The sequence below is a fragment of the Candidatus Fonsibacter ubiquis genome (genome assembly GCF_002688585.1).
In the GTDB taxonomy this organism is placed as follows: Bacteria; Pseudomonadota; Alphaproteobacteria; order Pelagibacterales; family Pelagibacteraceae; genus Fontibacterium; species Fontibacterium commune.
Genome location: NZ_CP024034.1, coordinates 324551 through 348875 on the forward strand (window position 1 = coordinate 324551; position 24325 = coordinate 348875).

29 protein-coding genes and 1 tRNA gene are annotated in these 24325 nt (G+C 29.6%); 16 read left to right on the forward strand and 14 right to left on the reverse strand.

Annotated elements, in window-relative coordinates; all coding sequences use genetic code 11:
- Positions 1–35: 35 nt before the first annotated feature.
- Positions 36–530 carry an ABA4-like family protein gene (locus CR143_RS01810; RefSeq protein ID WP_099340143.1) on the reverse strand — a complete coding sequence of 165 codons (495 nt, stop codon included), beginning with the start codon at positions 528–530 and terminating at the stop codon, positions 36–38.
- A 20-nt stretch (positions 531–550) separates the two neighbouring features.
- Here CR143_RS01810 and CR143_RS01815 point away from each other — a divergent pair, with 20 nt between their 5' ends.
- A complete protein-coding gene (locus tag CR143_RS01815) occupies positions 551–1111 on the forward strand; it encodes a regulatory protein RecX (RefSeq protein WP_099340144.1) in 561 nt (186 codons plus the stop codon).
- Here CR143_RS01815 and CR143_RS06360 read toward each other — a convergent pair.
- From CR143_RS06360 to CR143_RS01835, 5 genes are all read right to left on the reverse strand, one after another.
- Complete coding sequence (locus tag CR143_RS06360; protein ID WP_169696838.1) at positions 1086–1244, reverse strand: hypothetical protein; 159 nt, start codon at positions 1242–1244, stop codon at positions 1086–1088. The genes CR143_RS01815 and CR143_RS06360 overlap by 26 nt on opposite strands.
- Positions 1245–1255: 11 nt before the next feature.
- Positions 1256–1705, reverse strand: a complete 450-nt coding sequence (locus CR143_RS01820; protein WP_099340145.1) for a hypothetical protein — start codon at positions 1703–1705, stop codon at positions 1256–1258.
- 200 nt (positions 1706–1905) lie between these two features.
- Positions 1906–2169, reverse strand: a complete 264-nt coding sequence (locus CR143_RS01825) for a hypothetical protein (protein WP_099340146.1) — start codon at positions 2167–2169, stop codon at positions 1906–1908.
- A 30-nt stretch (positions 2170–2199) separates the two neighbouring features.
- Positions 2200–2979: a 3'(2'),5'-bisphosphate nucleotidase CysQ family protein gene (locus CR143_RS01830; protein WP_099340147.1), complete on the reverse strand. Its 780-nt coding sequence runs from the start codon at positions 2977–2979 to the stop codon at positions 2200–2202.
- On the reverse strand, positions 2966–3142 hold the full coding sequence (locus tag CR143_RS01835) for a DUF3553 domain-containing protein (protein WP_099340148.1): 177 nt from the start codon (positions 3140–3142) through the stop codon (positions 2966–2968). The genes CR143_RS01830 and CR143_RS01835 overlap by 14 nt, the downstream gene beginning before the upstream one ends.
- A 52-nt stretch (positions 3143–3194) precedes the next feature.
- Between CR143_RS01835 and mnmA the strand changes: the two genes are divergently transcribed.
- The 5 genes from mnmA to CR143_RS01860 all read left to right on the forward strand — a co-directional run bounded on the left by mnmA (position 3195) and on the right by CR143_RS01860 (position 6104).
- Complete coding sequence (gene mnmA / locus CR143_RS01840; RefSeq protein WP_099340149.1) at positions 3195–4331, forward strand: tRNA 2-thiouridine(34) synthase MnmA; 1137 nt, start codon at positions 3195–3197, stop codon at positions 4329–4331.
- A 199-nt stretch (positions 4332–4530) separates the two neighbouring features.
- Positions 4531–4722 carry a hypothetical protein gene (locus CR143_RS01845; RefSeq protein WP_099340150.1) on the forward strand — a complete coding sequence of 64 codons (192 nt, stop codon included), beginning with the start codon at positions 4531–4533 and terminating at the stop codon, positions 4720–4722.
- Between the two features lie 23 nt (positions 4723–4745).
- Positions 4746–5171, forward strand: a complete 426-nt coding sequence (locus CR143_RS01850) for a secondary thiamine-phosphate synthase enzyme YjbQ (RefSeq protein ID WP_099340151.1) — start codon at positions 4746–4748, stop codon at positions 5169–5171.
- A gap of 46 nt (positions 5172–5217) precedes the next feature.
- Positions 5218–5294 (forward strand) — tRNA-Met (locus CR143_RS01855).
- A gap of 12 nt (positions 5295–5306) precedes the next feature.
- Positions 5307–6104 (forward strand): carbon-nitrogen hydrolase family protein, encoded by a 798-nt coding sequence (locus tag CR143_RS01860; protein ID WP_099340152.1) that lies wholly within the window; start codon positions 5307–5309, stop codon positions 6102–6104.
- On the opposite strand, the gene CR143_RS01865 is transcribed toward CR143_RS01860, so the two are convergent.
- The gene (locus CR143_RS01865; protein WP_099340153.1) at positions 6101–6499 is read right to left on the reverse strand and encodes a DUF6165 family protein; all 399 of its coding nucleotides are present in this window, start codon (positions 6497–6499) and stop codon (positions 6101–6103) included. The two genes, CR143_RS01860 and CR143_RS01865, sit on opposite strands and share 4 nt — an antisense overlap.
- Positions 6500–6528: 29 nt before the next feature.
- Between CR143_RS01865 and CR143_RS01870 the strand changes: the two genes are divergently transcribed.
- Entirely contained in the window at positions 6529–7440 is a 912-nt protein-coding gene (locus CR143_RS01870; protein ID WP_099340154.1) for a glycosyltransferase family 9 protein, read from the forward strand.
- Here CR143_RS01870 and CR143_RS01875 read toward each other — a convergent pair.
- Together CR143_RS01875 and CR143_RS01880 are read right to left on the reverse strand one after the other, a co-directional pair.
- On the reverse strand, positions 7430–8527 hold the full coding sequence (locus CR143_RS01875) for a glycosyltransferase family 4 protein (protein WP_099340155.1): 1098 nt from the start codon (positions 8525–8527) through the stop codon (positions 7430–7432). The genes CR143_RS01870 and CR143_RS01875 overlap by 11 nt on opposite strands.
- Positions 8528–8531: 4 nt before the next feature.
- Entirely contained in the window at positions 8532–9086 is a 555-nt protein-coding gene (locus CR143_RS01880) for a thioredoxin family protein (protein ID WP_099340156.1), read from the reverse strand.
- 41 nt (positions 9087–9127) lie between these two features.
- Here CR143_RS01880 and CR143_RS01885 point away from each other — a divergent pair, with 41 nt between their 5' ends.
- On the forward strand, positions 9128–9646 hold the full coding sequence (locus CR143_RS01885; protein ID WP_099340157.1) for a gamma carbonic anhydrase family protein: 519 nt from the start codon (positions 9128–9130) through the stop codon (positions 9644–9646).
- On the opposite strand, the gene CR143_RS01890 is transcribed toward CR143_RS01885, so the two are convergent.
- Both CR143_RS01890 and CR143_RS01895 read right to left on the reverse strand, forming a co-directional pair.
- The gene (locus CR143_RS01890; RefSeq protein WP_099340158.1) at positions 9643–10251 is read right to left on the reverse strand and encodes a pyridoxamine 5'-phosphate oxidase family protein; all 609 of its coding nucleotides are present in this window, start codon (positions 10249–10251) and stop codon (positions 9643–9645) included. The two genes, CR143_RS01885 and CR143_RS01890, sit on opposite strands and share 4 nt — an antisense overlap.
- 10 nt (positions 10252–10261) lie before the next feature.
- Positions 10262–11131 (reverse strand): NAD(P)-dependent oxidoreductase, encoded by an 870-nt coding sequence (locus tag CR143_RS01895; protein WP_099340159.1) that lies wholly within the window; start codon positions 11129–11131, stop codon positions 10262–10264.
- 109 nt (positions 11132–11240) lie between these two features.
- Between CR143_RS01895 and rpoZ the strand changes: the two genes are divergently transcribed.
- Positions 11241–11705, forward strand: a complete 465-nt coding sequence (rpoZ, locus tag CR143_RS01900; RefSeq protein WP_099340160.1) for a DNA-directed RNA polymerase subunit omega — start codon at positions 11241–11243, stop codon at positions 11703–11705.
- Here rpoZ and CR143_RS01905 read toward each other — a convergent pair whose 3' ends face one another.
- Positions 11706–12866 (reverse strand): CaiB/BaiF CoA transferase family protein, encoded by a 1161-nt coding sequence (locus CR143_RS01905; RefSeq protein WP_099340161.1) that lies wholly within the window; start codon positions 12864–12866, stop codon positions 11706–11708. It lies immediately after the preceding gene.
- A gap of 80 nt (positions 12867–12946) precedes the next feature.
- Between CR143_RS01905 and dctP the strand changes: the two genes are divergently transcribed.
- From dctP to dusA, 5 genes are read left to right on the forward strand one after another with little or no spacing between them, the layout of a single operon-like run.
- Entirely contained in the window at positions 12947–13945 is a 999-nt protein-coding gene (gene dctP / locus CR143_RS01910; RefSeq protein ID WP_099340162.1) for a TRAP transporter substrate-binding protein DctP, read from the forward strand.
- A 49-nt stretch (positions 13946–13994) separates the two neighbouring features.
- A complete protein-coding gene (locus CR143_RS01915) occupies positions 13995–14495 on the forward strand; it encodes a TRAP transporter small permease (RefSeq protein ID WP_099340163.1) in 501 nt (166 codons plus the stop codon).
- A 2-nt stretch (positions 14496–14497) separates the two neighbouring features.
- Positions 14498–15808, forward strand: a complete 1311-nt coding sequence (locus CR143_RS01920) for a TRAP transporter large permease (protein WP_099340164.1) — start codon at positions 14498–14500, stop codon at positions 15806–15808.
- A gap of 7 nt (positions 15809–15815) precedes the next feature.
- Positions 15816–17129: a malonyl-CoA decarboxylase domain-containing protein gene (locus CR143_RS01925; RefSeq protein WP_099340165.1), complete on the forward strand. Its 1314-nt coding sequence runs from the start codon at positions 15816–15818 to the stop codon at positions 17127–17129.
- Entirely contained in the window at positions 17116–18111 is a 996-nt protein-coding gene (dusA, locus tag CR143_RS01930; protein WP_099340166.1) for a tRNA dihydrouridine(20/20a) synthase DusA, read from the forward strand. The genes CR143_RS01925 and dusA overlap by 14 nt, the downstream gene beginning before the upstream one ends.
- Here dusA and CR143_RS01935 read toward each other — a convergent pair whose 3' ends face one another.
- Positions 18112–21021: an FAD-binding and (Fe-S)-binding domain-containing protein gene (locus tag CR143_RS01935; protein WP_099340167.1), complete on the reverse strand. Its 2910-nt coding sequence runs from the start codon at positions 21019–21021 to the stop codon at positions 18112–18114.
- A 38-nt stretch (positions 21022–21059) separates the two neighbouring features.
- Between CR143_RS01935 and CR143_RS01940 the strand changes: the two genes are divergently transcribed.
- Complete coding sequence (locus tag CR143_RS01940; RefSeq protein ID WP_099340168.1) at positions 21060–22235, forward strand: pyridoxal-phosphate-dependent aminotransferase family protein; 1176 nt, start codon at positions 21060–21062, stop codon at positions 22233–22235.
- A gap of 12 nt (positions 22236–22247) precedes the next feature.
- A complete protein-coding gene (locus tag CR143_RS01945) occupies positions 22248–22736 on the forward strand; it encodes a hypothetical protein (RefSeq protein WP_099340169.1) in 489 nt (162 codons plus the stop codon).
- Here the strand turns inward: CR143_RS01945 and CR143_RS01950 are convergent.
- On the reverse strand, positions 22733–24187 hold the full coding sequence (locus CR143_RS01950; RefSeq protein WP_099340170.1) for a phosphomannomutase/phosphoglucomutase: 1455 nt from the start codon (positions 24185–24187) through the stop codon (positions 22733–22735). The genes CR143_RS01945 and CR143_RS01950 overlap by 4 nt on opposite strands.
- Positions 24188–24325 lie beyond the last annotated feature (138 nt).

The window sequence follows — 24325 nt, forward strand, 5'->3', positions numbered from 1 at the left end:
TTATAACTCTGAAATAAATTATAAGCTATAAAGACTTAATCAAATAATTTAAATTTTTGCGCAGCTAGAAGTCTTAAAATTAAATAAACTCCAAGGCCAAGGGGTCCTGCAAAATAAGTAAGGACTAGTGGGACCAAGACTATGAATTGTAGGGCTTTATTCTTAGCAGCATCCGTTGCAATCCAAGCGCCCAGTATAAGATTTGCAGTTAAGAAATGGATCCAAAATAGTAACAAAACGTTTTTATCACTAAATATTTTTTTAAGCTGATCAATTCCCATATAAAGTTCAAATATTTTCCCTTTATCAAGAATATTAGAAAAAATTCCTTCCGATGTATTTATATAAATATACAAAACATAAAAATAAGTAAGGCCCAGTATTAATGGAACTAATATACTATTTATTAAAATTTTGGTTCCGTTCCAACCTGGCAAAAATGCTAAAAGAATCCACATTGGAATGACACCAATATTTGTGAAATGATAAATCATTTCAAGGGTAAAAAAATCTTTTAAAGTGTTAAGCATGTGTTAGTAACGATTATTATATGAGATTTAATAAATCTGCAAAACAATCAATAAACAATAGAGAAGATATTAAAGAGTTGTCGTTAAAATATCTTGATAAATACCAGCCTTCAAAAAAAGATCTTAGATTTTATTTGTATAGAAAAGTCCTAGATACAGATTATTTAAATAAAGACAAAGAAAGTATTCTTCAGGAAATTGATATGGTCATCGCCAATCTTGAAAGTATGGGCGTCATAAATGATACAATTTATTCTGAGATTAAATCAAAGAATTATTTGAAAAAAGGCTATTCATTAAACAAAATTAGAATGAATTTAGCTCAAAAGGGGATTGATGGAGATTTATTGAAGAAAACAATGAATGATATTCAAAAAGACAATGTCGATCCTGATTTTTACGCAGCAATAAGAGTTTGTCGAAGAAGAAGAATAGGACCTTATCGGCCAGATGCAAATAGGGAGATTTTTTATACTAAAGATACAGGTGTTCTTGCCAGAGCCGGATTTAGTTATGCCACTTCCAAGAATGTCTTAGGTTTAGATAAAAAGGAACTTAAGATTTTCGAGAAGAAGATTTAGATTTTTTTTTTAATTTTTCACTTAAAACTAATTCATCAATCTTTTTTTTAAGAATATTCGAAACAAGAAAAAAGATAATAACTCCAAATAAAGATGTAAAACTAATAATTATTAGCGCTACATCAGTTTTCATTTAAAATTTAATTAATTAATTCTTCTAAGTCCTAAAGAATTAAAGTCTTTATTTAATACTTGATTTAAAGTTAGTAAATAGACTTCATTTGATTTTAAAGTTTTTTCAACAGGTATAGTTTTTAATTTTGGGGCAATTGAAATTAAAGAGGATTTATTGCTTTGTCTTAGTGAGGCAAATTTAGATTTTGTTAAAACATTATTATTTTCCACAACCTCTTTATCTTTGCAGAATGATTTAGGGTTACTTAAATTTTCAATGTAAAATTCGCAATCTTTGTCAGTTATTTTTGAGAGTGCATGTTCAGACATTTTCTTTCCAGTATGTTTTTTTATTCCATAATCAATAAGACTTGAAGCAATTGAAGTTGGATTAAATAATGTTTCAGTTAAACTTGCAGAAATCAAACTTCCACATGAATTCAATAGCAAAAGTAAAATTATTAGAAAAAAGTTTTTCATATTAAAATATTAATTTATGCAAATTCGCTTTAAAAGGGAATATATATTTAATAAGATTATTAAACTTTTTAAGAAGAATGTAATGATATTTAGATCAATATTATTTTTACAACATCTAATTTCTCAAAAAAAAACTATTTGTAAAAATATTGTTCATTAAAAAATTTCTTTATAACTAAAGTTTTTATTTTATTAGACTCTTAATAACTTTGATTTTTTAATTTTTCTAGTATTAAATTTTTAATATTATTTTTTAAGAAATTTTCATCTTTGCAAATTTCCTGAATATTTAAATCTATTTTGCAATCCTGGCCAGTAGCAAATGATAGAGCATGTTCTGAAATTTTCTTTCCTGTTTGTTGTTGAATTCTATAATCAATTAATGTTGTGGCTATAGTATTTGCACTAATTAGTTGACCACAAGAGTATAAAAATAATAAAAAAATTATATATATAAATTTCATTAAATTTAAATCTTAATATATTAAATAATATCAAACTAGCAAATTTTCTGACCTTCTTAATATCAAAGCTGGATTTGCAAAATCTTTTTTTCCATAAATAATTTTTTTTCCAGAAAAGGTAGTCAGTATAGCCCCGGCATGTTCAGCAATTGCATGTCCTGCAGCTATATCCCACTCTTTTGCTCTAGCTCTTGCTGCGTAAATATCAAACTCGCCAGCTGCTATAAGACAAAATTTTAATGAACTTGAGCATTTTACAAATTTTGTAACATCATATTTTTGGTGAATATTTAAAATAATATCAGAGGGCGTTAGACTATTAGATAAAGCCAAAATTTCATTTTTTTTAGATAATTTTTTACAATTTAACTTTTTTTTTAAATCTTTATTAATTTCAAAAGCATAATTTTTTCCATATGAATAAAATAATCTTTTAAGTTTTGGCGCATAAATTATTCCAATTACAGGTTTTTTATTTAAAATTAATGCAGCATTTAAAGTATATTCATTTTTATTTTTAATATATTCACGAGTTCCATCAATTGGGTCAATCAGCCAAAAATTGTTATTATCAAATTTCTTAATTTCATTAACATTTTCCTCAGAAACTATTTGAATATTTGGGGTTAGTTTAGATATTTTATCTTGTAATATTTTATCTACTGCTAAGTCACCATTTGTAACAGGGGTATTGTCTTTTTTTATTGTAATTTTTAGATTTTTTCCTGAAAGTTTAATGCTTTCTTTTCCAGCTAAATAAAAACTTGGAATTAGATCTTCTGTTATTTTTTTTAAATTAATTCTTAACATTTATTTTTTCTAACAAAACTTTGTCTGCAATAATTGTTTTTTTTCCAGCGTTTTCGAAGTTTACTGTGACAACGTTTTTAATAATAGATTGGATTTGACCAGTTCCCCATTCTTTATTTTTAGGATTGATAACATAGTCTCCTGGTTCATAATCAAAAATCATTTTTTATTTATACTTATTTATTTCTATAATGTAATAGTTTCAAAATATTACTATGACAACTTTACTTAAAACAAAATCTAATAATAATTTATTAGGATTGGACAAACCACCAAATGAGACAAAAGTTGTTGTTGCTATGTCTGGTGGTGTTGACTCATCCGTTGTTGCAGGCTTGATGAAAATGAATGGTTATCAGGTAATTGGTATGACTTTGCAACTTTATGATTATGCGCAAATTAATAAAAAGCCAGGAACTTGTTGCGCTGGTCAAGATATTTACGATGCAAAAAGAGTTTCAGAAAAATTAGATATTGATCATTATGTTTTAAATTACGAAAGTAAATTTAAAAACGAAGTTATTGAAAAATTTGCAGATTCTTATTTGAGAGGCGAAACGCCTATTCCTTGTGTAAATTGTAATCAAACCGTTAAGTTTAGAGATTTATTTGAATCAGCTAAGAATTTGAAAGCTGATGCATTAATTACCGGTCATTATGTAAAAAAAATTATAGATAATAAAATATCTAAAATGTACAGACCAAAGGATTTAAACCGCGATCAAACCTATTTCTTATTCGCAACAACGCAAGAGCAACTTAATTACTTACATTTTCCCCTTGGCGATCTGCCAAAAGAAGAGACACGGAATATTGCAAAAAAACTAAATTTAGAAGTTGCTGATAAACCTGATAGCCAAGACATTTGCTTTGTGCCTAATGGTAATTATGTCTCTGTTATCGAACGTTTAAGACCAGAGGCGCATGAATCTGGAAATATTATTGACACCAAGGGAAATATTTTAGGAAAACATGAGGGAATTATTAATTTTACTATAGGACAAAGAAAAGGAATAAAAATTTCTGGAGAAATTCCTTACTATGTAATTAAAATTAATCCAAAAACAAAAGAAGTGATAATTGGAAAGAAAGAAGAATTAGAAATAAAAAGATTAAAAGTTGAAGATATTAATTATCTCTCAGATAAGAATAGTGATTTTAATGAAAAAATATTTGTTAAAGTTAGATCCACTGGAAAACTTATAGAGTCAAAGCTTGATGTTAATACTGGCATGGTCTCTTTTGAAAAGAGTGAGTATGGAGTATCTCCAGGTCAGGCATGTGTTTTTTATAAACCCAACCAATTAGGCGTAAGAGTTCTTGGAGGTGGCTGGATAAGAGCTACAGAGTAAAAGAAACTATTTCTTTTTATTTCTTCTTCTATTTCTTCTTATTTTTGAGCCAACTTTTCTTCGGCCTCTATGTTTTTTTGGGTATCCCATGTTTTTATTTAAAGTTTGTATCCAAATTAATTACCAAAACCAAAAGCAAAGACAAGAGCGTTTTTAGATAAAATTTGATTTTTTTAACAGTTATGATTTAACAGCGGTCATGGGGATTTTTAAAGATAATTCAGAAGTTTTTTACCGATCTGATTTTGATAAAAAGAATAAAGCAGATATTAGAACTTTGGTTCTTGAAAAAAATTCAAGAGATAAATACGATAAAAAAATTCACAATAGAATTATTGTAGCTTTAATTTTTTGTCTTGTTGTTGGATTAGCTTTAGCGTTAATAAAATAATCCTAAATTCTAATAAACATCAAATGTTTACTCAATCCTTTGAGGAATTAAGTATTAAAACAAATGGTATTAAATTAATTAAAATTACAGAAAAAATATTAAATTTTATAAATCGATCTAAGATCGCAAATGGAATTTTAAATATATCAATTTTACATACAAGTGCTTCATTAATTATTCAAGAAAATGCTGATGAAGATGTCCAAAAAGATATTTTAAATTTTTATGAAAAATTAGTGCCAATGGATGAAGATTTATATATCCACAATACAGAAGGAAAAGATGATATGCCCGCACATATCAAGTCTTCATTGACTAATAGTAATTTAACTTTGAGTATAAATAATAATAAATTAGTCCTTGGAACTTGGCAGGGGATATATTTATTTGAACACAGAATTGAACAGCAGATAAGAAAAGTTTTTTTGCATATTATTGGAGAAAAGTAGATTGTAAACTTGCTGGATGAAATGTTTATTGGTAGAAACCAGTTATGGCGGGGTAGCTCAGTTGGTTAGAGCGCAGGACTCATAAGCCTGAGGTCGGTGGTTCGATCCCACTTCCCGCTACCAAATAGTAAATTTATGTTTAACGTTTCATGTATTCAACTCACATCAGATAATAACGTTTTTTCTAATTTAGAAAAAACAACAGATTTAATAATAAATTCTATTAAGAAGAAAGCTGATTTAATTATTACTCCAGAAAATACTTCATTATTTACATTAGATCACAGTGAGCTTTTAGAAAAGGCAGAACAGATGAACAATAATTTTTTTTTAGAATCTATAAGTAGAATTTCAAAAAGTTATAAAAAATGGATTTTGATTGGATCGTTGCCAATAAAGTTATCTAAAAAATTACTAGCCAACAGATCTGTACTTTTTAATTCAAATGGAAAAATTGCAAATTACTATGATAAAATTCATATGTTTGATGTTAAACTTTCAAATAAAGAAAAATATGAGGAGTCAAAAAAATTTTTAGCTGGCAAAAAAAAAGTATTAGCTAAATTACCTTGGGGTTTGTTAGGTTTTAGTATTTGTTATGATGTTCGCTTTCCAAATTTATATAGAGACCTTGCAAAAAAAGGTGCAATTTTTATAACGGTTCCTTCAGCTTTTACAAAAACAACAGGCGAAAAACATTGGCATACTTTATTAAAAGCTAGAGCTATTGAAAATTTTTCCTATGTTTTTGCAGCAGCGCAAACAGGAAAACATTACAACGATAGATTAACTTATGGTCATTCTTTAATTATTTCTCCAGATGGTGAAATATTAAAAGAAAAAGAAAAAGGAGAAGGTTTTATTATTGCAAGAATAGATGAAAATCTTCCAAATAAATTAAGAGCTAAAATACCAAGTCTAAAATCAAATTAATATTTCTTGTAGCTTTTTACTTCAGAAATATTAGATTTTGTTAGGCTATTAATCTTATTTTTGACGCGTGATCTTTCATCGTTAGTAAAATATACTGCTCTTGCAAGTTTTATAAATTTACTATCAAAATTATTTTTTCTTTCACAATCTCTAATATCGTCCTCAATTTTCCACAATTTAAGGTTAATAGATTTAAGTTTTTTATATAATTTTATAATTGATTTTGATTTTTTAATATTTTTAGATGCAGTTTCTTGTAACGAACTAAGTTCTTTTAAGATAATATTCCTTTTGTTTTTGTCTTTGATTTTATTTTTTTTTATCTCAAGAATTGAGATTTTATCGAATAACTCACCAGCGGATATTTCAGAGTAAATTTTTTTTGTAATTTTCATAATTAATCAATAATGTTCTTTTATAATATATGTCAAATATTTTAATTATAAAACTTGGTTCTCTTGGAGACGTTGTTCAAATTTCTGGAGCTCTAAAAGACATAAGAGAGCATCATAAGAATGAAAAAATTACAATTTTAACCACTTCTAAATATTTAAATTTATTTAAAAATTGTCCCTATGTTGATTCTTGTTTGGAAGATGAAAGACTTCCTAGATATAATATATTTTATCTTTTAAAATTAAGAAAACTTATAAACTCTCTAAATTTTACAAAAGTTTACGATTTACAAAATTCAAATAGGACAAATTTTTATAGAAAATTTATTTTTAATATTGGTGATTGGTCTTCTTCTAAAGACATTCCAGAAAGCAAATATAATAGTTCAGTTTTACAAAGGTTTGATGAACAGTTAAGAAAATCAAATATTCAAACTCGTTATACTTTAAAGCCAGATTTTAGCTGGGCAGCGGAGAAGGCTAATAATTATAATCTTGATACTGATAAAAAATATATTTTATTTTTTCCCTTCTGTTCTAAAGATTTAATTCATAAACGATGGCCGTATTTTTCTGAGCTAATAAATTTAATAAAAAAAAATCACTCAGAATTTGAATTGGTTGTTGCGCCTGGACCAGATGAAATAGTTGAAGCTAAAAGTTTTAATATTAAAATAGCTTTGAATAATAATTCAGCGTTAAATTTTTTTGAACTTGCCTCATTAATAAAAAAATCACATCTTGTTATTGCAAATGATACAGGACCAGCTCATATGACAGCTCATCTTGGTGCTAGAGGCTTTGCATTGTTTGGTCCTCACACAACCCCTGAAAAAGTTTCAATTGAGAGAGAAAAGTTTATTGCGCTTCAGACCATGGATTTAAAATCACTTTTTGCTGATAGAGTTTATGCTTTAATTAAAAGTTCTATTACAAATTAAGAAGATCTGCGTATTTTTTAATTATTTCTTTCCAGTAAAATTGCTTAGCAAATTCTTTTGCATTTTTTCCTAATTCTAAATATTTTTTATTTTGAATTATATTTTTTAAAGCATCATAAATTTCAGAGTGATCATATCCATTACATAATAAACCAGTTTGATTATGTTTGACTGCATCGGGGGCTCCACCATCTTTTCCAGCAATGGATGGAATTCCATAACTTGCAGCTTCAATATAACTAATTCCAAAACCTTCAACCGAGGTTCCCTCAATTCTTGCAGGCATTAAAAAAATATTAGAATTTTTAATTAGAGCATTCTTTAATTCTGAACTTATATTTTTAAGAAATGTGACGTTGTTTTCTAAATTTAAATTTTCAGTGGTTTTCTTTAAATTTTCCTCCTCATCTCCACTACCAACGATTACATATTTAAAATTTGGATAGATTGATTGAATATTTTTTAGAGCTAATAAGGAAAAATCAATTCCTTTTCTTTTATCAAATCTAGAGACAGTGATGATTTTAATATCGCAATTTTTAAATATTGTCTCAGCTTGTTGATTTGCTTCTGAGCTAATGGTTTGTGGTTCATTAATCCCAGGATTTATCACGTGGATTTTACTTCCATCAGAACCTTTTTCAGTTGCTAAACTTTTTGTAAATTCTGAATTTGCAATAATATGTTTTGTTTTTGCTAGGGCATTTATGGACCTTCTGTTTATAGATGAGTTAGTTGGATGATTAATTTCCTTGCCGTGGATAAGACATAAAATTGGAATTTTATGTGATATATCCTCAGTAATTAATTCAATACTCTTCCAATGATCAGCAATTATAGCTTTAACTGGATTATTTTTAATAATTTCCTTTAAAAGATTAAATTTTCTATATTTTTTTAATATTTTAAGACCCCCCATTCTATTAGTTTCAAAATTATTTTTTATGTCATAGTCTTGATCGCCAGAGAATGAGTCTGCTAAAACTTTAATTGGATGAAGATTGTTTAAATGTATCGCAAGACCTCCCATTAAACTTTGCATGCCGCCAAGTTTTGGGGGATAACTTCTTGTTGTTATAACAATCATTTAATTATCTTTTCCATTTTATATTGCAGCCCATACTAGGAAACTGTTGCTTAGGACCATTTGAAGTTTCAGCAATTAATTCCATTGCATTTAAAAGATCATTTTTTTTATCTAATACTGGTTTGAGATTTTTCATTTCTGTAAATCTACCGCGATATTGCAGTTCATTATTTTTATTATATCCAAAAAAATCTGGAGTACATACCGCTCCAAAATTTTGAGCAATGTTTTGAGTTTCATCATATAAATATGGAAATTTAAAATTATTTATTTTTGCAAATTTTTTCATATTCTCAAAACTATCCTCAGGATAATTATTTACATCATTCGACATTATTGCCACTGAATTAATGTCAATTTTTGCTAGTTTATTAGTTATGTCGACTAATTCTCTTATTATCGCTTTTACATAAGGACAGTGGTTACAAATAAACATAATTAAGGTCCCATTTTGACCTTTGATATCTTTAAGTGAAATAAATGTATCTTCAGTCGATATTAATTTAAAATCTTTTATTTTTTCTCCAAAATTACATACCGGCGTTTCTGTTAGAGACATAATTTTATTTTACTATTTGGAATATTTGTTATGAATATAACATGATTTTTGAACTGGGTAATAAAAGATTAAAAGGTGATGGAAAATATTGGGTTTCTCCAACTGCAAATATAATTGGTGATGTAACTTTAAAAAATGACTCAAGTGTTTGGTTTAACGCAGTTCTCAGGGGAGACATTGAAAATATCACTGTAGGTGAGGGCAGTAATATTCAAGACAATTGTGTTCTGCATACTGATAAAGGTTTCCCTTTAAAAATTGGCAAGATGGTAACAGTTGGTCACTTGGTGATGCTACATGGCTGTACTATTATGGATAATAGTTTGATTGGTATTGGTTCAACAATTTTAAATAATAGTGTCATTGGGAATAACTGTATTATCGGCGCTAATAGCTTAATTACTGAAGGAAAAAAAATTCCGGATAATTCTTTAGTTATGGGTAGTCCCGGAAAAGTAATTAGACAAGTCACAGAGGAAGAAAAAAAAGCGATTACTGAAAATGCTCAGCATTATATAGACAATTGGAAGAGATACGTAAAAGATTTAAAAAAAATTTAAGGAACTAGCCAAGTATTTTTATTTTCATCAATTAAAAATTTAGCTCGGCGATGACCTTGAGAGGCTAAATATAGCCATTCAAAACTTTTAATTTTACTCTCAACTACACAAAAATTTTTATACCCAATTTCGCTTTGTTCTAAGGTTGGAACATTGCCACCCATATCTTTTGATAAATCAGAGGCAGACTCACTAATTAAATCTCCAGGAGCCTGTGGCGATAGATAACATTTTCTGCTCATCATTTGCGTTTTAGTCCATGCTTGCTTTGCAATTTCATTATCTTTATGAATGGTGGCAGTTCCTTCAGCACGAACCTGTATTTTTCTTTTTTTACTATAAAATACAAAATAAATTTTTTTATTTTTTTTTAGATATTCAATTTTTGGTGATCGATAATCTGTATGAAATCTTAAGATATTTTTATCTTTAAAAGCTCCCCGTAACACAACAATTCTACCATCTGCACCTTCATCAGAGTTAGCAATGACAACGGGTAATCTAAAATCTTCATTTCTATCGACTACACCTCTTTGTAAGAGAGTCCAGATTTCATCTAATATTAAATTAATATTATTATAATAATCAGGAATATCCTTTATCACTCTTACTAATTTATTTTTTTTTAAGTCGAGTAATCAAGCTTGATGTATCAAATCGATTGCCACCATTTTTCTGTACATCAGCGTAATAACCATCGATGATTTTAGTTATTGGAAGGTCAGAACCATTATTTTTTGCTTCTTCCATGGCAATTCCCAAATCTTTTCTCATCCAATCAACTGCAAAGCCAAAATCAAACTTATCTTGAATCATAGTTTTATATCTATTTTCCATTTGCCAAGATTGGGCAGCACCTTTGGATATAACCTCAATTACATCTTCCATATTTAATCCTGCGTTTTGACCAAACCGGATTCCTTCAGATAAACCCTGAACTAGTCCAACAATACATATTTGATTAACCATCTTAGCAAGCTGACCACTTCCAGCTGGACCTAATACTTTCATTTTTTTACTATAACATTTGATAACATCTTGAGCTTTTTCAAAATCTTTATTTTCTCCACCAATCATAACAGTTAATTGGCCGTTTTCTGCACCGGCTTGCCCGCCAGAAACTGGCGCATCTAAAAATCCAAAACTTTTTTCTTTTGCAGCCTTAAATAATTCTCGCGCAATTTTTGCAGATGCAGTTGTGTTATCAATAAACACAGCACCTTTTTTTACCGAATGAAATGCTCCTTCATAACCTAAGGTCACTTCTTTTAAATCATTGTCATTTCCAACACAGCAAAATATAAAATCAGAATCTTTACTTGCATCCTTTGGAGTTTTTGCAAATTTTCCGCCAAATTCTTTAACCCATTTTTCAGCTTTTGCAGTTGTTCGGTTATAAACTGTAACATCATGACCTGCCTTTGCTATGTGACGTGCCATTGGATAACCCATTACACCAAGACCTAAAAAAGTAACTTTAGCCATTTACGCTCCTATTAATCGTTTGTTAAATTGATCACTTAATATAACGCTCTTAAATCTTTATAAAACTTGATTTATTTAAGCTTTAAGATTAAAAGGGTCAATTCAAATTATGGCCAGAGTAACTGTTGAGGACTGTTTACAGCAAGTTGATAATCAATACGATTTGGTTATTTTAGCAAAAGAGAGAACTTTGCAATTAGGAGTGGGCGATGCTCCACAGGTCCCAGTAGATAATGATAAACGAACAGTTTTAGCTTTAAGAGAAATCGCTGAAAAAAAAGTTTCAGTAAAAGAACTAGAAGAGTCAACAATTGATCGAATGAGAGATCATCCCGATGATGCCGTTGAACAAGAGGATTTTGACAGTCCAGACGGAGATTCTTTTGAAGATTTATATCAAGGCGAAGTTTCAAAGTCAGGGCAAGCAATACTTCCATCTAAAAGATCTAGAAAAATTCCAGAACCTAAAGCTGGATCAGAAAATGAAGCCATTGAAGCAGATGACGATGATCTTGATGATGACATAGCTTTAGATGCAACCCCTGAAAAAGAAGCCACAGAAGATAAAGCTTAATTAAATCTTAATTTTAAAATCTTTCAAAATTTTTTTTCTGTGCTGATCAAGCTCAGGAATTTCACCGCGCGTTTTTGGATCTTTATAATTAGACATTTTGATTGGATTACCAGCCATTTTAAATTTTCCAACTTTTTTATGATCTGAACTTACAATCATATTTCTAAATGCAATTTGTGGATTTTCTACTGCTTGTTTAATATTATAAATAGGGCCACAAGGAATACTCATTTTAGTGAATAATTTAATCCAGTGATCAGTTACTTCATTAATTAAATATTTTTCTAAAATTACTTTTAAATCCTCAGCGTTTGCATTTCTTAGTTTATTATTTATAAATCTTTTATCTTTTACATACTCTTTACAATCTAGAGCATTACAAAGATTTTCAAATAATTTATCATTTCCTGCTGCTATAATAATAAAGCTGTCTTTTGTTTTATAAGCTTCAAAGGGAGTTATAGAGGGATGGCGTGAACCCATTGGTTTTGGAATTTCACCACTACTAAAATATCTTGCAATTGCGTTTTCTAAAATTGCAATTTGACAATCAAGCATTGACACATCAATTTTTGTACCTTTGCCTGTTTTTTCTCTATCAAATAAAGCTGCATTAATTCCAATTGTTGTAAAAAGTCCTGCTGTAATATCACCTATAGATGTTCCAACTCTTGTTGGTTTTCCATCAGGTTGTCCTGTTACACTCATAAGTCCACCCATTCCTTGAACAACCATATCGTAAGCAGGTAAATTTTTTAAAGGTCCTGTTTGTCCAAATCCTGAAGCTGAAGCATAAATTAACCTTGGATATTTTTTTTTTAAAATATCCCAGGAGTATCCCCATTTATCTAATGTGCCGGGTCTAAAATTTTCAACTAATACATCTGCTTTAGCTAAAATCTTTTCAAATATTTTTTTATCTTCTTTATTTTTTAAATTTAGAGCAATACTTTCCTTACCTCTGTTGAGAGACATAAAATAAGCTGAGTAATCTTTAATAAATGGACCAAAACTTCTACTATCATCTCCAGTTTCGGGAGCTTCTACTTTTATTATTCGAGCACCAAGGTCGGATAGAACCATGGTACAGTAGGGACCGACTAAAACCCTTGTTAAATCAAGAACAATAATGCCTTTTAATGGTCCCGAGTTATTCTTCATTAATTTTATCTTATATTGACCTTAGCCAATTTTCAAATCACAATAGAAGGTATTAAAAATTAATTAATAAGGGGGGACACGTGAAAATTAAGAGTATATTTACAACGCTGTTTAGTATTTTTTTTATACTTACAGCTAGCAATTCATTTGCACAAATTACTTTAAAAGCTTCTCATCAATTTCCAGGCGGAAAAGGTGATGCGCGAGATGAAATGATGAACCTGCTTGCAAAAGAAGTTGAAAAAGCAAATGTTGGAGTAAAGATTCAAGTTTATCCTGGTCAGTCACTTTATAAAGCAATGGAGCAATACAAGCCTTTAGTTGAAGGTCAACTGGATCTCGTTTCTTTACCATTAGATTACGCTGCTGGTTTTGTTCCAGAGTTTAGTATTACTTTAATGCCGGGATTAGTAAAAAATCATGAGCACGCACAAAGAATTAATGCTTCTCCATTTATGAAGGATATTAAAAAAATGATTAATGATCAGGGCGCAATAGTTTTAGCTGATGCTTGGTTTGCTGGCGGGTTTGCATCAAAAAAAACATGCGTAACAAATCCTGACTCAATGAAAGGTCAAGTAACTAGAGCAGCTGGCCCTATGTTTGAAGAAATGCTAGTCGGAGCTGGCGCTTCAATTTCTTCAATGGCTAGTTCTGAAGTTTATCAAGGTTTACAAACAGGAGTATTAAACGCTGTGAACACAAGTTCACAAAGCTTTGTATCATTTAAATTATTTGAACAAGTTAAATGTATTACACCTCCAGGAAAATATGCGCTTTGGTTTATGTATCAACCGGTTCTAATGTCAAAAAAATCATTTGATAAATTAAATCCAAAACAAAAAGAAGCAATTTTAGCTGCTGGGAAAAAAGCTGAGCAATATATAACAAAAGAGTCAGCAAAATTAGACAGTGAAATGGAAAAAGTATTTAAAGAAAAAGGAGTTCAGATCCATCAAATGACTGAAGCCGACTTTAATGCTTGGATTGCACTAGCTAAAAAGACTTCTTATAAGAAGTTTGCTGAAAAAGTTAAAGGTGGCGATCAATTAATCGCAAAAGCATTAGCAGTTAAGTAAATTTAAATTTACTGGCAGATCAAAAGATCTGCCAGTAAATCATATTTTAATGTTCGCCTTTATAAAATTTATTCATTCATTATCAAAAATTTGTGGAATAATTTCTACAATTCTCATTGGGTCTGCAGTTTTAGTGACAACTCAAATGGTAGTTGTAAGATATTTTTTTAAAATGAATACTGTTTGGCAAACTGAATACGTAATTTTTTCTCTAGCAGCTGCTACATTTATCGGTGCACCTTATGTTTTGCTTAAAAAAGGTCATGTAAATGTTGATCTTATTCCTTATTATTTAAGTGAAAAAGGTAAAAATATCCTAGCGGTAATTGCAGCGATCCTATCATTAATTTTTTTAGTTTTTTTATTTTATTCAAGCCTTCAATTATTTTCTCATTCTTGGGCAAAAAATATTAAAACACCAACAATATGGGCTTTGCCTATGTGGAAAGTGTATATATTTTTGCCTCTTGGGATGGGTATTTTAATTTTACAATACTTAGCTGATATTTTTTCAGTAATTTATAAATTCGAAACTCAAGAAAAAAAATAAGAATGGAACCATTAACACTTGCTTTATGGATTGTAGTTGCAACTTTAGCAGTACTTGCAACAGGTATACCAATAGCATTTGGTTTAGCATTAGTTTCTTCAGTTTTTTTTTTAGCCATCGAGGGATTTGGAAGGGTTCCGCTTTTAGCTGAGCAGTTTTGGAATGGTCTGCAAGACTTTGGTATTGTTACTATTCCAATGTTTTTACTTATGGGTATTGCAGTTGCTGCTTCGCCTGCTGGAAAAGATTTATATTCGGCTCTTGATCGATGGTTAAATAAAGTTCCAGGTGGTTTAATTGTATCAAATTTAGGCGCCTGTTCTATTTTTGCAGCTTTATGTGGATCTTCTCCAGCTACTTGTGCTGCAATTGGTAAAATGGGAATTCCCGAAATGAGAAAACGTGGATATTCTCCAGAGCTTGCAACAGGAACGATTTGTGCTGGTGGTACACTTGGAATTTTGATTCCGCCAAGCATCACTATGATTATTTATGGAATCTCCACCGGAACCTCAATTGGTAAACTATTTATAGCAGGAATTATTCCAGGAATTATGCTTACAGCGTTGTTTATGATTTGGGCAATATTTTATGCTAGAATTAATAGAGAGGGTTCAGAAAAAGTTGAGGTAATTCAATATTCTTGGAAACAACGATTTGAAATTTTACCAAAAATTATTCCGTTTTTTTTATTAGTTGTTGGTGTTCTTTATGTATTGTATGGCGGCATAGCAACTCCCAATGAAGCTTCAGCGGTTGGGGCATTAATTAGTGTGATCTTGGTTGCTGTGATTTATAAAATGTATAAGTTTAAGGATATCTGGGCAATCCTTGAAGAATCAATGAAGGAAAGCGTAATGCTTATGCTAATTATAGCCGCCTCATTTCTTTTTAGTTTTATTCTTTCTAATCTTTATATTACTCAAACTTTAGCAAAAGAAATGGTTGAGATTGCAGCTAATAAGTGGATTTTATTGCTTTATATAAATATATTTTTACTAATCGCTGGATGTTTCTTACCACCAGTTGCAATTATATTAATGACTGCACCTATTCTCTATCCAATTATTACAGCAGCAGGATTTGATCCCATCTGGTTTGGAGTTATTATGACAATTAATATGGAAATAGGGCTTATCACGCCCCCAGTTGGACTTAATTTGTTTGTTATTAAGGGCATTGCACCAGATATTTCAATTAATAAAATTTTAAAAGGTTCATTTCCATTTGTTTTATTGATGATTTTACAAATAGTTTTGCTTTGCATTTTTCCTGAAATTGCAACTTGGCTTCCAAGCACTGTAATGAAATAATAAACCCATGTTGGGTTTAAAAAAATTCTTAAATTTTATTGCAGATAGAAGTAAAGGTCTTTTTTTAAATCTATTTACAAAAAAAAAAGACTCAACTTCACATCTAACTGATTTATGCGATCAATTAATATCTGAAGATGGAGTGGTCTCTGGCATTACTATTGCTCGAGAAATTTGGCAGTTGTATGAAAAGTTAAGTTTAGAAGAAAAAGAAGTTTTTTTCTTACAGATAGATAAGAAATATAAACCAAATTATTCAATAATTGTTAAAGCTTGTAAAGTTTTCATAGATAAAAATAATGAAACTAATTTAGAAATATTAAATGAAGCAACAGAGGGAAAAAGACAGGAATTAATAAGACGATTAAATCTTGCTCCTAATGGTACTCAATATTTAGTTAAAATGAGAGAGGATTTAATTTATTTTTTAAATAAACATCCTGAACTTAAAAGTTTAGATAAAGATTTTAGACATTTATTTAGATCTTGGTTCAATCCGGGTTTTTTAAAGCTAACACGCATAAAGAAAGATACTGATCCAGATATACTTCAAAAAATTATTAAGAATGAGAGAGTTCATGAAATAAAAAATATAGAGGCCCTTTATAGAAGATTAGAAAACGATAGATTGTTTTATGCCTATTTTCATCCAATTTTAGATAAAGAACCTTTAATTTTTGTTCAAGTTGCTTTTACAAAAGGAGTTGGAAATTCTATACAAGCTATTACTGAAGGAGACTTAAGTAATGTTGATGATTATGACTCTGTTACTTTTTACTCAATAAGTAATTCAAATAAGGGTCTTCAGCAAATAACACTTGGAAATTTTCTAATCAAAAGGGTTGTTTTTGAAATTCAGCAAGAATTTCCAAAGGTAAAACAATTTTATACTTTATCTCCAATACCTGGACTTGCTACGTGGTTTTTAAAACAACCGGAAGTAAAAATAAAAAATATTTTAAAAAATTATAATTCTAGTCAATTATATTTTCTAAAAGATGAAAATATTGATTCTTTCAATCATAAAAAACTTGAAGATAATAAAGAAGCATTAAAAAAAATTACTTATTATTACTTAACAGAAGAAAAATTTAATGATCGACCTTTAAACGGAGTTGCAAACTTTCATTTAAATAATGGCGCATCGATTTATGATATTGTGATAAATGCTGATTTATCCTCCAATGGATACAAAGAATCTTTTGGGATAATGGTTAATTACTATTACGAGCTTGAAAAAATAGTTAAAAATCATGAAGATTTTGTTAATAAGGGTAAAATTTCAATAATGAATAATTTAAAAGAGCATGTCAAAAGTTAATAGAAAAGTTTGCGTTGCTCCGATGATGGACTGCACAGACAGGCATGATCGCTATTTTTTAAGATTAATCAGTAAAAATGTAATGCTATATTCTGAGATGATAGCTACTGGAGCTATACTAAAAGGTAAGCAAAAAAACGTTCTAGAATTCAGTGAATTCGAAAAGCCAGTGGCTCTTCAGGTGGGCGGTTCTTCAGTAAAAGAGTTATCCGAGGTATCAAAGATTGCTGAGGATTATAATTATGATGAGATAAATTTAAATTTAGGTTGCCCTAGTAAAAAAGTTCAAAAGAATAAGTTTGGAGCTTGTTTAATCAAAGAGCCTGAATTAGTTGCAGAGTGTCTTTTAGGAATGGTGAACTCAACAAAACTTCCAGTGACAGTTAAAACTAGAATAGGTTTTGATGATGTAGAGAATTTTGAATATTTAGATAAATTTATAAAAAAAATAGCTAGCACAGGCGTTAAAACGATTATTTTGCATGCAAGAAAAGCTATTTTAAAGGGATTAAGCCCAAGAGATAATTTAAGAATACCAAAATTAAATTACAAAATTGTAAAACAAATAAAGGATAACAATCCTAGTTTAGAAATAATCATTAACGGTGGAATTACGACTACAGAACAAATCAAAGAACATTTAAACAATGTCGATGGAGTGATGATTGGTAGATCCATTTATCATTCGCCTTATTTTTTAGCAGATATTGAAAGAGAGATATTTAACAACAATAACGTTCCTTCAAGGGAAGAAATTGTAAAAAAAATTGTAGAATATTGTCTAACTGAAGTTAAAAAAGGAACAAGAGTTAACCAAGTAATGCGGCATACGGTTGGATTATTTCATGGAATTAATGGAGCTAATTTTTGGAAAAGATATTTAAGTGATAATATGCTTGTAAGAGATGCCGATGTTAGCAAAGTAAATTACATGCTAGACATAGTAAAACATAATTCAATAAATATAATTGAAAAAAATTAACTAATTTATTGTTTCAAAAATTTTAAATAATAATTGAGATACATGTTGAGGTTTTTGATCTGAAAAATCAAAGATCTGACTTCTGCAACTAGTTCCGTTTGCTACAATTATATCATCGTATTTAAATTCCTTTTTAATTGTTGGAATCAAAGTTAGGTGTGCCATTTTTTTTGAAATATCATAATTTTTTGCATCATACCCGAAAGATCCAGCCATCCCACAACAACTCGTTTCAATTGGTTTATGTTTTATATTCAAAGTTGTTAATAATTCTAATAATCCTTTTAATCTATCTTGCGATTTTTGATGACAATGTCCATGCACTAATACGTTATTTGAAAATTTATTGGTTGATACTTTTTTACCATCTTTAATTTTTTCTAATATAAATTCTTCAATTAAATAAAATTTATTTTTAATTTTTTCTTTATTTTCAATATTTTTTAACGAGTTATATTCATCATTAAAAGTTAACAAACAAGAAGGCTCAATACCCACAACAGGCGTTGAAGTGTAGTTATTATTAATGATATAATTTGTAAAACGTTGCATTTCAGCTCGTGCCTTATCCAGTTGACCGTACGAAATGTAAGTTCTTCCACAGCACAAAGGTCTTTCTAAAGAATCATCGTCAAAATTTGGAATAATGGCTTTATAATCAAATTTATTTAAAACTTTGATTGCATAAATTAAATTGTGAATTTCAAAATTAATATTAAATGTATCTGCAAGCAAAATTACTTTATTATTAAAGTTTTTCTGAGAATAATAAATATCTTTAAGTGGGTTAATATTTTGTACCTCTGGCATAGTTCGTTTTGTTGAAAAATTAAATAGCCATTCGATAACTTTATTTAATATAGGAATATTTTTAATATTGTTAAAAATAGGTGCCATTAATTTAATCAACCATATGTTTTGCGGCATATTTGAAATGATTTTGTCTTTTAACTTCATTGAGAATTTTTTGTAGTAATGAAATAAAAATTCACTTTTCATTTTTGAAATATCTACACTCATAGGGCATTCTCTTTGACAAGCTTTGCAGCCTACACACAATTCCATAGTTTCAAACATTTCTTTTGAAACAAAAGCGTCTTTTGGTAATTGATTAGAAAGTGCTAAACGTAATGTGTTTGCTCTACCTCTTACTAAGTCTTTTTCATCTTTGGTAACTCTATAGGAAGGGCACATTACGCCTGAATCTAATTTTCTGCAGGCACCATTGTTATTGCACATTTCCACTGCATCAGAAAATTCTCCCCAATTTGACCAATCATAATGAGTATTAATTTTTTCAGCTTTATAATCTGCCTTGTAACGCATTAATGATCTGTCATTTTGTTTGTAAGATCTGACTATTTTATGAGGGTTAAAGATACTTTTATGATCAAATAAATCTTTCACGCTTTCAAAAGCGTTGACCAATTTTTTACCAAACATCATTTCATGAAATTCTGAACGCAAAATACCATCCCCATGCTCTCCTGAGTGAGCACCTTTATATTCTTTTACCATCTGAAATGCTTCTTCTGTAATACTTCGCATATTTTTAATATCTTGTTCTGATTTCATATTAATAATAGGTCGTACATGTAATGTGCCAACAGAAGCGTGCGCATAAAACATACCGCTTGTATTATATTTTTTAAACACTTCATTTAATCTAGTTGTGTAATCTGCAAGATGATCAAGTGAAACAGCACAATCTTCAATAAAAGCAACAGGTTTTTTATCACCTTTAAGTGACATTAAAATATTAAGGCCAGCTTTTCTCATCTCAAATATTTCTTTTTGATCTGTTAAATTTTCATAAAACGAAAAGAAATTATTTTTATTTTGAGAGAGAATTAAAGACTCTAAGTTTTTAATCTTATGTTTTACTTCATTTAAATTATCATCAATAAATTCAACCATTAATACTGCCTCAGGATTGCCTTTGAAGTATTTTTTTATTGATCCTTGGAACATTGGAATCAATTTTGCAAGATTTAAAAGATTGTCATCCATTAACTCAACAGCAGTGGGTTTTAGTTTTACAATTTCTTTGGTAATTTCCATGGCCTGTCTGAAGTTTTGAAATGCACAAAGTCCCAGCATTTTTTGTTTTGGAATAGGAGAAAGTTTTATTTTTACTTTATTAAATAAAGACAGCGTTCCCTCTGAACCTACTAAAATATTTGAGGTATTAAAACCATTTGGATTAATAAGATCTAGATTGTATCCACCTACACGTCTTTGGGTTTTAGGAAAATTTTCATTTATTTCTTGTTTATTATTTAGATAAATTTTTATGAGTTCTTCTATAATTTTATACTGTCTATTCTTATTATTTTTAGTGATGAGATAATCTTTTTTTATATTTTCAAATATATAAAGAGAGCCATCATCTAAAATAGCTTCAACGGCTTCTACATTATGAACCATGTTGCCATAATAAAGCGATCTTGAACCACAACTATTGTTGCCTGTCATTCCTCCAATAGTCGCTCGACTACTAGTCGAGACGTCAACTGGAAAGCATAAATCGTATTTTTTTAAATGTGCATTTAATTGATCAAGTACTAATCCAGGTTGTACCCAAGCTGTTTTTTCATCTAAATTTATATCTAAGATTTGATTTTGAAATTTTGAATAATCAAGAACAACACACTCACCAATACTTTGACCACATTGTGAACTGCCAGCACCCCTTGGTAAAATCGGAAGTTCATTTAATTTACAATATTCAAGAACTCTTAATACATCGTCTGTATCCTTTGGAATTATAATGGCAATGGGAGTTATTTGATAAATTGAAGCATCAGTGCTGTATCTTCCCCTTGAAAACTCATCAAACAAAACTTCCCCTTTAACTAGAGATTGAAGTTCTCTTCCTATTTTTGAAATTGAACTTTGATTTAATTTCATATTTAATCAGTTTTTAAAAATTAATTATATATAGCTTCATGTCAAAATCGAACTCTTTCAAACCTGGCAAGCATTTTTTACAAATTCCTGGACCAACTAATATTCCTGATAGAGTTTTGCGTGCAATGAGTTACCCTACGATTGATCATCGTGGTCCAGATTTTGCTGAAATTGCTAAAAGAGTTTTAGATAGAATAAAAAGAATTTTTAAAACAACACAACCGGTTGTTATGTATCCAGCATCTGGAACTGGAGCATGGGAAGCAGCAATTGTTAATACTCTTAATCCGGGTGATAAAATTTTAATGTTTGAAACAGGCCAATTCTCTTATTTGTGGGCAGAACAAGCAAAAAAATTTTCATTAGTAGTTGATTTTGTTCCAGGAGATTGGCGACATGGGGCAGATCCTAAAATAGTTGAACAAAAATTAAGTGAAGACAAAGGACATAAAATTAAAGCATTACTTGTTCTTCATAATGAAACAGCCACGGGTATTGTAAGTAATATAGGGAAAATAAGAAAAGCAATGGATAGTGCTAAACATCCTGCTCTTTTATTAGTCGATACAATATCATCATTAGCTTCCATTGATTATCGCCACGATGAATGGAAAGTAGACGTCACTATTGCCGGATCTCAAAAAGGACTTTTGTTACCGCCAGGACTTTCTTTTAATGCTATCAGTCAAAAAGCTTTAGATGCTTATTCAAAATCGACTATGCAAAAAGCATATTGGGACTGGAAGCCAATGTTAGAAAATAATAAAAATGGTTTTTTTCCATATACACCTTCAACAAATTTAATTTTCGGTTTGGATGAGGCATTAAATATTCTTATGGAGGAAGGGTTGGAAAATATTTTTAAACGGCATGCAAGATTAGCAGAAGCGACAAGAATTGCAGTAAAAGCTTGGGGCTTAGAGATTTTAGCAAAAAATCCAGAGGAGTATTCTAATACAATTACAGCTGTACTTTTGCCCGATGGCTATGATGCAGATAATTTAAGAAAAATGATATTAGATGATTTTAACATGTCATTAGGTATGGGCTTAAATAAAATAAAAGGAAAAGTTTTTAGAATTGGTCATTTGGGAGATTTTAATGATTTAATGTTAGCTGGAGTTTTAGCTGGAGTAGAAATGGGTCTTAAAAAAAATAAAATTCCATATAAATCTGGTGGCCTTATGTCTGCTATCGATTACCTTTCTAAGTAAATAATATATTTCTTGATGTTTTTTAAAAGATTATTTTCAAGAAGTAATTTAGAATTAAAAATTAATGATGGTGGTAGAGCAGCTGCTGGTTTTAAAGGTCAAGCAGGAGACTGTGTAGTTAGATCCATCGCTATTGCAACTGGCATGCCGTACCAAAAAGTTTACGATGATTTATTTAAAGCTAATCAAGAATTTAGAAATACATCAAGAACTAAACTAGCTAGAAGTTTAAAGCAGAGAAATGATAGTCCAAGATCTGGTACTCACAGAGTAGTATTAAATAAATATTTAGAAAAACTAGGATGGAAGTGGACCCCGACTATGTTTGTAGGACAAGGTTGCAAAGTTCATTTAAAGAAAGAAGAACTTCCCATGGGTACACTCATTGTATCTTGCTCAAAGCATTTAACAGTTGTCATTGATGGTGTTCTCAACGATATCTTTGATTGTTCTAGAAATGGTACACGGTGTGTTTACGGATATTGGACTAAAGGAAATTAGATTTTCTGGTCGTATTCGCCAATTTTTCCAGTTTTTTGAAGCAAATTATCAATAAAATCAAATATTTTTTTCTTACGTTCATTAGATGTTGGGCTTTCAGTTACCACAACTAATGAAGGTTTATTAGATGATGCTCTTATTAATCCCCATGATCCATCATCCAATGAAAAACGAACCCCATTAACTGTTAATATATCTGTAATAGCTTGATTATCTATTTTAGTATTTTTAATTTTTAATAACTCTACTTGTTTAATTAAATCTTCAACTACTAAATATTTTTCCTCATCTTTACAAAATGGCGCCATAGTTGGAGTTTGATAAGTCTTGGGTAGATCATTAATTATTTCATTCATTTTTTTATTTTGATCATTTAGTAAATGGCAGACCTGAAGGGCAGAATTTATTCCATCATCATAACCATACCCTAAAGGGTTATTGAAAAAAAAGTGACCACTTTTCTCAAATCCAGCAAGCGCTTTAGTTTGATTTACTTTTCTTTTAATATGAGAATGTCCTGTTTTCCAATATATAGTTTCACAGTTATTTTCTTTTAAAATTTTATCTTTTGCAAATAAGCCAGTTGATTTAACATCTACAATAAACTTTGATCCTTTATATTTTGGAGCAAGGTTTCGAGCTATTAAAAGTCCGATTTTATCTGAAAAAATTTCTTCTCCCTTATTATCAATTACTCCAACTCTATCTCCATCTCCATCAAATCCAAAACCAACGTCTGCATTATTTTCTCTTACAGCTTTTGCGATAGCATGTAACATTTCTAAGTCTTCAGGATTGGGGTTATATTTAGGAAAAGTAAAATCTAAATTACAATCTAGTTCTACAACCTCACAACCAATTCCCTTTAGGATTTGAGGCGCAAATACTCCAGCAGTTCCATTTCCGCATGCAACAACAGCTTTAATTTTTTTTTTTATTTTATTTTTTGATATTAAATTATTGATATATATCTCTTTAAATCCTTTAATTTCTTTATAAGAACCTTTGTCAAAGTTAAATTTTTGATTAAGAACAATATCTTTTAGTTCGTTCATTTCTTCAGGAGCATGAGTTAATCCTTTTTCGATTCCCATTTTAACTCCAGTCCAGCCATTTTCATTATGACTAGCTGTAACCATGGCTACTGCATCGGCATTTAATTCAAATTGAGCAAAATATACCATTGGAGAGAGTGATAGACCCACATCCTCAACTTTGCATCCAGCTTCTATTAGTCCATTTGTTAGTGATCTTTTTATTTCTTCACTGTAAGACCTATAATCATGTCCAACAATTACTCTTGGATTTTTTTTAGTTCTATTTGTGATTTGTGTTCCAAGGCCTATTCCTAAACTTTTAATGCCTTCTAAGTTTATGTCCTTTGGATACAACCATCTCGCGTCGTATTCTCTAAAACCGTTTTTATTTATGTTAATATTTTTAAAATTCATTAAAAAAATTAAATGTTATTTTTTAATGGTTTATCAAAATTAAATTTTTTTATTTGACTTTTTTGCTATGTTCTATTAATGTTCTATTGTAGTATACTTATTAATAGTATATTCATGATTTTGTAACACAACATGTAG